Origin of the sequence: Polymorphospora sp. NPDC050346, from assembly GCF_040655695.1 — a bacterium.
In the GTDB taxonomy this organism is placed as follows: Bacteria; Actinomycetota; Actinomycetes; order Mycobacteriales; family Micromonosporaceae; genus Polymorphospora; species Polymorphospora lycopeni.
Genome location: NZ_JBFAKM010000084.1, coordinates 1 through 7,462, shown reverse-complemented (window position 1 = coordinate 7,462; position 7,462 = coordinate 1). Strand labels below are relative to the sequence as shown.

Annotated in this window: 2 protein-coding genes; both read right to left on the bottom strand. The window is 73.5% G+C overall.

Annotated elements, in window-relative coordinates; genetic code table 11:
* A partial coding sequence (locus AB0I42_RS36965; protein WP_357544433.1) for a type I polyketide synthase occupies positions 1 to 6,266 on the bottom strand: 6,266 nt, incomplete at its 3' end.
* Between the two features lie 38 nt (positions 6,267 to 6,304).
* Positions 6,305 to 7,462, bottom strand: a 1,158-nt coding sequence (locus AB0I42_RS36960) for a beta-ketoacyl reductase (protein ID WP_357544432.1), incomplete at its 5' end; no start/stop codon positions are given.

Below are 7,462 nucleotides of genomic sequence, written 5' to 3'. Positions count from 1 at the left end.
GCCTCCGCGAACACCCGCGACTCCACCAACAACCGGCCAGCCATCCCCTCCCACTGCCAACCCTGACCAGCGAACACCCACACCACACCACCCGGCGTCGCCGGCACCGGCGGGACTTCCAGATCATCCACCGAGCCGCCCACCGCGACCGCCCGATACGGCAACAACGCCCGCCGCGCCAAACCAGCCGCCACCGCATGCGCCGACACCTCCGGCCGCCCCTCGACGTACGCGGCCAGCCGCTCGATCTGCGCCTGGAGCGCGGCCGGTGAACGCGCCGACAGCAGCCACACCGCCGGCCCCTCCGGCGTAGCGAGAGGCTCCGGCTCCACCTCGGGCGCCTGCTCCACGATCACATGCGCATTCGTGCCACTCACCCCGAACGACGACACACCCGCCCGACGCGGACGCCCAGTCTCCGGCCATTCGCTTGCCTTCGCCGCGAGTTCCACCGCGCCGGCCGACCAATCCACCTGCGGCGTCGGGGCATCGATATGCAACGACCGCGGCACCACACCATGCCGCATCGCCAACACCATCTTGATCACACCGGCGATGCCACCCGCGGCCTGGGTGTGTCCCAGATTCGACTTGACCGACCCCAGCAGCAAAGGCTGCTCCCGATCCTGTCCGTAAGTCGCCAGCACTGCCTGCGCCTCGATCGGATCACCCAACCGCGTCCCCGTCCCATGCGCCTCCACCACATCCACATCGGCGGAGGACAGGCCGGCCGTGCGCAGCGCCTCCCGGATGACTTTCTGCTGCGCCGGCCCGCTCGGCGCGGCGAGGCCGTTGGACGCGCCGTCCTGGTTCAGGGCGCTGCCGCGCACCACCGCCAGCACCCGGTGCCCCGCACGACGGGCGTCGGACAGCCGCTCCAGCAGCACCAGGCCGACGCCTTCGGACCATCCGGTGCCGTCCGCCGTGTCCGCGAAGGACTTGCACCGGCCGTCCACGGCCAGCCCACGCTGCCGGGAGAACTCCACAAAGGCGCGGGGGCTGAACATCGCGGTGACGCCGCCGGTGACGGCCATCCGGCAGTCGCCGGAGCGCAGCGCCTGCACGGCCAGGTGCATGGCGACGAGCGAGGACGAGCACGCCGTGTCGACGGTCACCGCGGGGCCCTCGAAGCCGTACGTGTAGGCGACCCGGCCCGAGACGACGCTGGCCGCGTTGCCGATCAGCAGGTGGCCCTCGACCTCTTCCGGTATGGTCCGCAGGCCGATCGTGTAGTCCTGCCCGTTGTTGCCGACGAAGACGCCGGTGGGGGTACCGCGCATCGTGTCGGGGTCGATGCCGGCGTGTTCGAGCACTTCCCAGCAGGTCTCCAGGAGAAGCCGCTGCTGCGGGTCCATGGCCAGTGCCTCGCGCGGGGAGATGCCGAAGAAGCCGGCGTCGAAGTCGGCCGCCCCGTCGAGAAAGCCTCCCTCACGCAGGTACGTGGTGCCGGGGTGTTCCGGGTCCGGGTGGTACAGGGCGTCGAGGTCCCAGCCACGGTCGGTGGGGAACGGCGAGATCACGTCGCCTTCCGCGATCAATACCTGCCACAGGTCCTCGGCGGAACGGATGCCGCCGGGGAACCGGCAGGCCATGCCGACGATGACGATCGGGTCGTCGTCGGCCGCGACGGTGGGCTCGTCGCCGGCCGGCGTCGAGGCGGTCGCGCCGAAGAGCTGGGCCTGGAGGTGATTGGCCATCCCTGCCGGAGTGGGATGGTCGAAGACCACGGTCGTCGGCAGGGTGAGGCCGGTGGCCCGGCACAGCCGGTTACGCAGCTCGACCGCCGTGAGCGAGTCGAAACCCTGCTCCTTGAAGGCGCGCCGGACGTCTAGCCGGTCCGCCGACTCGTGCCCGAGGACCGTCGCGGTGTGGCCGAGCACCAGGTCGAGCAGCGCCTGCCGCCGCTGGTCCGGGTCGAGGCCGCGCAGTCCCGCGGCCGTACGTGTGGCTTCGGTGTCGTGCGGCTCGGGGCCGGCCGTGCGGCTCTCGGCGATGGCGTCGAACAGCGGCGTCCGCCGGGCCACCGCGAACGTGGCGGCGAAACGTTCCCAGTCGATGTCGGCGACCGTCGTGGTGGTCCGGCCCGCGCCGAGCACCGCGCCGAGCGCGGCCGTCGCCCGTGCGACCGGCATGGTCCGCAGGCCCCAGTCGTTGAGCTGGTCGCGGGCGGCGCCTTCGGCCATGCCCGGGCCGTCCCAGGCGCCCCAGGCGATCGCGACGGCGGTGCGCCCGGACCCGCGCCGCCAGGAGGCGAAGGCGTCGAGGTAGGCGTTCGCGGCGGCGTATCCGCCCTGGTTGCTGCTGCCCCAGACGCCGGCGCCGGAGGAGAACAGCACGAACGCGGTCAGGGGCTGGTCTCGGGTCAGTTCGTCGAGGTGCCGCGCGCCGTCGACCTTCGCCGCGAGCAGGTGCCCGAGGGTGGCCGGGCCGGCCTCGGCGAGGGATCCGGTGTCGCCGACGCCGGCGGCGTGGAAGACCGCCTTCAGCGGGACGTCCGGGTCGAGGCCGGCGATCACCCGGGCGACCTGGTCGCGGTCGGCGACGTCGCAGGTCGCCACGGTGACCGTCGCGCCGAGTGCGGTCAGCTCGGCCTCCAGCTCGGCGGCGCCGGGGGTCGCCGCGCCGCGGCGCCCGGTCAGCACGAGGTTGCGGGCGCCCTCCCTCGCCAGCCATCGGGCGACGTTGGCGCCGACGCCGCCGAGGCCACCGGTGACCAGCACGGCGCCGTCCGGTCGCCACGACGCAGGACCGGTGATCGGGCTGCGGACGAGGCGGCGGGTGAGGACGCCGCCGGCCCGGATGGCGATCTGGTCGTCGTCGGCGATGCCGCCGGCGAGGACGTCCGTCAGGCGGCCGGCGGCGTTCGTGTCCGGCGCGTCGGGCAGGTCGATCAGGCCGCCCCAGGAGCGGGGCGCCTCCAGGGCGGCGACCCGACCCAGGCCCCACAGCATCGCCTGGGCGGGCCGGGTGACGTGCTCGGTGTCGCCGGCGGCCACGGCGCCGCAGGTAATCGTCCACAGTGGCACGGGTGTCGGCGCGGCGCGGAGGGTTCGCAGCAGGTCGAGGGTCGCCGCGAGCCCACGGGGAACGACGGCCGCGGCCGGGTGGGGCGACTCGTCCAGGCCGAGCAGGGACAGCGCGCCGTCGAAGCCCCACTCCCCGATCGGATCGCCGGCTGAGGCGAGGGTCACCACCTCGGCGCCGGCCCGGGTCAGGGCGGCGGACACGACCGGCGCCCAGCCGTGCCGGTCGTCGCCCGGTGCGATCAGCAGCCACCGGCCGCCGAGCCGTCCGGACGGCACGGGCCTCGGCACCCAGGTCACGTCGTACATCCACTGGCCGACGCCGGCGCGCTCGCGCTGCCGGCGCCGCCACGAGCTCAGCACGGGCAACAGCCCGGCGAGCGTGCTCTGCTGGTCGGCGCCGAGGCCCAGGTCGGCCGCCAGGCGGTCGACCTCGCCGGCCTCGACCGCGGACCAGAACTCGCCGTCCGGCCGGCCGGCGGCCTCCGCCGGCGCGGCCGGGTCGGGTTCCAGCCAGAAACGCTCCCGCTGGAACGGATACGTCGGCAGCGCGACCCGCCGTGCCCCCGATCCCTCGAACAGGGTCTCCGGAGCCGCGGACACCCCGCACACGTACGCCTCGGCCAGCGAAAGCAGAAAACGGTCCGCTCCGCCGGAGTCGCGGCGCAGCGAGTGCAGCGTCCGAACGTCGGCGCCGGCTTCCTCGGCGGTCTCCTGCACCGCAGTGGACAGGACCGGATGCCCGCTGATCTCGAGGAACGCGTCGTACCCGTCGGCGAGCAGCGACCGCACCGCGCCGATCAGGTCGACCGGCTCCCGGGCGTTGCGGAACCAGTACTCCGGGCCGAGCTCGGCAGTGTCCAGCGGGCCGCCGGTCACGGTGGAATGGAACGGCACCTCGCCGGTGCGGGCCGAGACTCCGTCGAGCAGTCCGACGAGCCGGTCGTGCAGGGGATCCACCTGCTCGCAGTGCGACGCGACAGTGGCCGGCACCATCCGCGCCTGCCAGCCCGCGGCCTCGCGGTCGGCGACGAACGCCGTCAGCGTCTCCACGTCCCCGGCGACGGTGATGGACCGCGGCCCGTTGACACCGGCGACAGCCAACCGGCCCGGCCAGCCGGCCAGCGCCTCTGTCACCTGCTCCACGGTGGCCGCGACGGACGCGACCGCGCCGTGGCCGACCAGCGCCTCGGCGAACAGCTTGCTGCGCTCGGCGATGATCCGGGCGGCGTCCTCCAGGCTGAGCGCCCCGGCGACGTACGCCGCCGCCACCTCACCCTGGCTCGAGCCGACCACCGCCGCCGGCCGTACGCCGTGCGAGCGCCACATCGCGGCGAGCCCCACCATGACCGCGAACAGCGCCGGCTGCACGACGTCGATGCGGTCGTACCCGGGAGCGCCGGCCTCGCCGGTGAGCACGTCGCGCAGCGACCAGTCGACGTACGGCGCCAGCGCGGCCTCGCAGTCGGCCACGGCGCGGGCGAAGACCGGCGAGGAACGGAGGAGTTCGGCGCCCATGCCCGCCCACTGGGCGCCCTGCCCGGGAAAGACGAAGACGACTTTGCGGTCCCCCTCGGCGTCGCCGGTGACGACCTGCGGCGCGGGCTCCTGCCGAAGCAAGGACTCCAGGCCGCGTACGAGATCCGCCCGGGTACGCCCGCAGACGACGGCCCGGCGCTCGAGCGCGGCCCGCGTGGTGACCAGCGAGTAGGCCAGGTCGGTGACGTCGGCGTCCGGCCGGTCGCGCAGCACGTCGAGGACCCGCCCCGCCTGTGCCCGCAGCGCCGGGCCGCTGCGCGCGGTGAGAACCCACGGCAGCGGTCCGTCCACGCCCGGGCCCGGCTCGGCGTCGTCCGCCGGAGGCGCCTGCTCGAGCACCACGTGGGCGTTGGTGCCGCTGATGCCGAAAGACGACACCGCGGCCCGGCGCGGGCGGCCGGTCTCCGGCCAGCGCACCGCCTCCCGGAGCAGCGCGACCGAGCCCGCGCTCCAGTCGACGTGCGGCGTCGGCTCGTCGATGTGCAGGGACTGCGGCAGCGTGCCGTACCGCATCGCCAGCACCATCTTGATGACACCGGCGATGCCGGCGGCCGCCTGGGTGTGCGCGAGGTTCGACTTGACCGAGCCGAGCCAGAGCGGCCGGTCGGCCGGCCGGTTCTGGCCGTACGTGGCGATCAGCGCCTGAGCCTCGATCGGGTCGCCGAGGTTGGTGCCGGTGCCGTGCGCCTCGACCGCGTCGACGTCGCCGGCGCCGAGCCGGGCGGCCGCGAGGGCGTCCCGGATGACGCGCTGCTGCGCCGGCCCGTTCGGGGCGGTGAGCCCGTTCGAGGCGCCGTCCTGGTTGACCGCGGAGCCACGGATCAGGCCGAGGATCTCGCGACCGTTGCGTACGGCGTCGGAGAGCCGCTCGACGAGGACCAGACCGACGCCCTCGGAGAAGCCGGCGCCGTCCGACGCCGCGGCGAACGGCTTGCACCGGCCGTCCTTGGCCAGGCCGCGCTGCCGGGAGAACTCGATGAACACGTCGGGCGTGGACATCACGGTGACGCCGCCGGCCAACGCGAGCGAGCACTCCCCGGATCGCAGGGCCTGCGCCGCGAGGTGCAGGGCCACCAGCGAGGACGAGCAGGCCGTGTCGACGGTCACCGCCGGACCCTCCAGACCCAGCGCGTACGCGACCCGGCCGGAGGCGACGCTGCCCGCGTTGCCGTTGCCCAGGTATCCCTCGACGTTCGCCGGCATCTCGGGCAGCCGGGCGGCGTAGTCGTGGTACATCAGGCCGGCGAAGACGCCGGTGCGGGTGCCGCGCATCGCGTGCGGGTCGATGCCGGCCCGCTCGATCACCTCCCAGGCCGTCTCCAGCAGCAGCCGCTGTTGCGGATCCATGGCCAGCGCCTCACGCGGCGAGATCCCGAAGAACTCCGCGTCGAAGTCCGCGGCGTCGTAAAGGAAGCCACCCTCCCTGGCGTGGATGGTTCCCGGCCGTTCGCCCGACGGGTCGTAGAGGGAGGACACGTCCCATCCCCGGTCGGCCGGGAATGCCGAGACGACGTCACGCCCCTCGGCCAGCAGACGCCACAGGTCCTCCGGCGACGTGACACCGCCCGGGAAGCGGCAGGCGACACCGACGATGGCGATCGGTTCGGTCGCCCTGGCCTGAAGCCGTTGCAGGCGTTCGTCGGTGCTCTGCAGCTCGGCGGTGACCCGCCGCAGATATTCCCGGAGCTTGGCTTCGTTCGACATGTGATTTCCCGAATCTCTGCGAGGACGGGCCGAAGCCGTCAGGAGTCGCCGAATTTGCTGTCGATGAACTGGAAGATCTCGTCGTCGCTGGCGGTCTCCAGCCGCTCGCCGATGTCCGTGCCGTCGTCGCCCCGTTGCAGGTCGCCCCACATCGCGGTCAGCGCCTTGAGCCGGACGGTGATGTCCTCGCGCAGCCCCGCGTCGAGCCCGTCGACGCTGCCGCCGGTTGCCACGGCCATGGCGTTCTCTAGCTGTGCCAGATGGTCCACGATCGACGGCCGGGCGCCGGCGCCGAACAGCTCCGCCCGCAGGTGCTCGGCCAGGGCGGCTGGCGTCGGGTGATCGAACACCAGGGTCGCCGGCAGCCGCAGGTCGGTCACCGCCCTGAGGCGGTTGCGCAGCTCGATCGCGGTCAGCGAGTCGAAGCCGAGATCCTTGAACGGCCGGCCGGCGCCGACGGTCGACAGCGAGGCGTGTCCCAACACCTGAGCGGTCTGCGCACGGACCAGGTCCAGCAGGCCGGAGAGCTGACCATCGGCGTCCCGTCCGGCCAGCCGCGCCCGCATCGCGGCGGTCCGGTCCGGCGCGTCACCGCCCGCGGTCCGCCGGTTCGGCGGCAGCAACGTTCGCAGCAGCGGTGACGGGTCGGTTCGCGGGCGCAGGTCGAGGGTGGCCGTCACGAGGGCGGGCTGTTCGGTGCGCAGGGCGGCGTCGAACAGGGCCAGTGCCTGCCGGTCGGACATCGGCAGGACTCCTTGGTACGCCTTGGTGGTGTCGAGGGCCGCGGTCATGGCGCTGCCGGTTTCCCAGAGACCCCATGCGAGTGACTGCGCCGGGAGGTTCTGCGCACGCCGTCGACGAGCCAGCGCATCCAAATAGGCGTTCGCGGCCGCATAGTTCGCCTGCCCCGCCGAACCGAACACCCCCGACGCCGAGGAGAACAACACGAACGTGCTGATGCCGTCGGTCAACTCGTGGAGGTGTTGGGCCGCCACGGCCTTGGCCCTGAGCACCGCGTCGAGCTGAGCCTCGGTCAGATTCGCCACCGTCGCGTCATCGAGCACCCCAGCCGCATGAATCACCGCGCTGGGCCGATGCTCGTCGAGCAGCGCCTTCAACGCCTCCCGATCAGCCACATCGCAGGCCACGATCCGCGCCTGCGGCACCTCCTCACACAACCGGCCGGCACCCGGCGC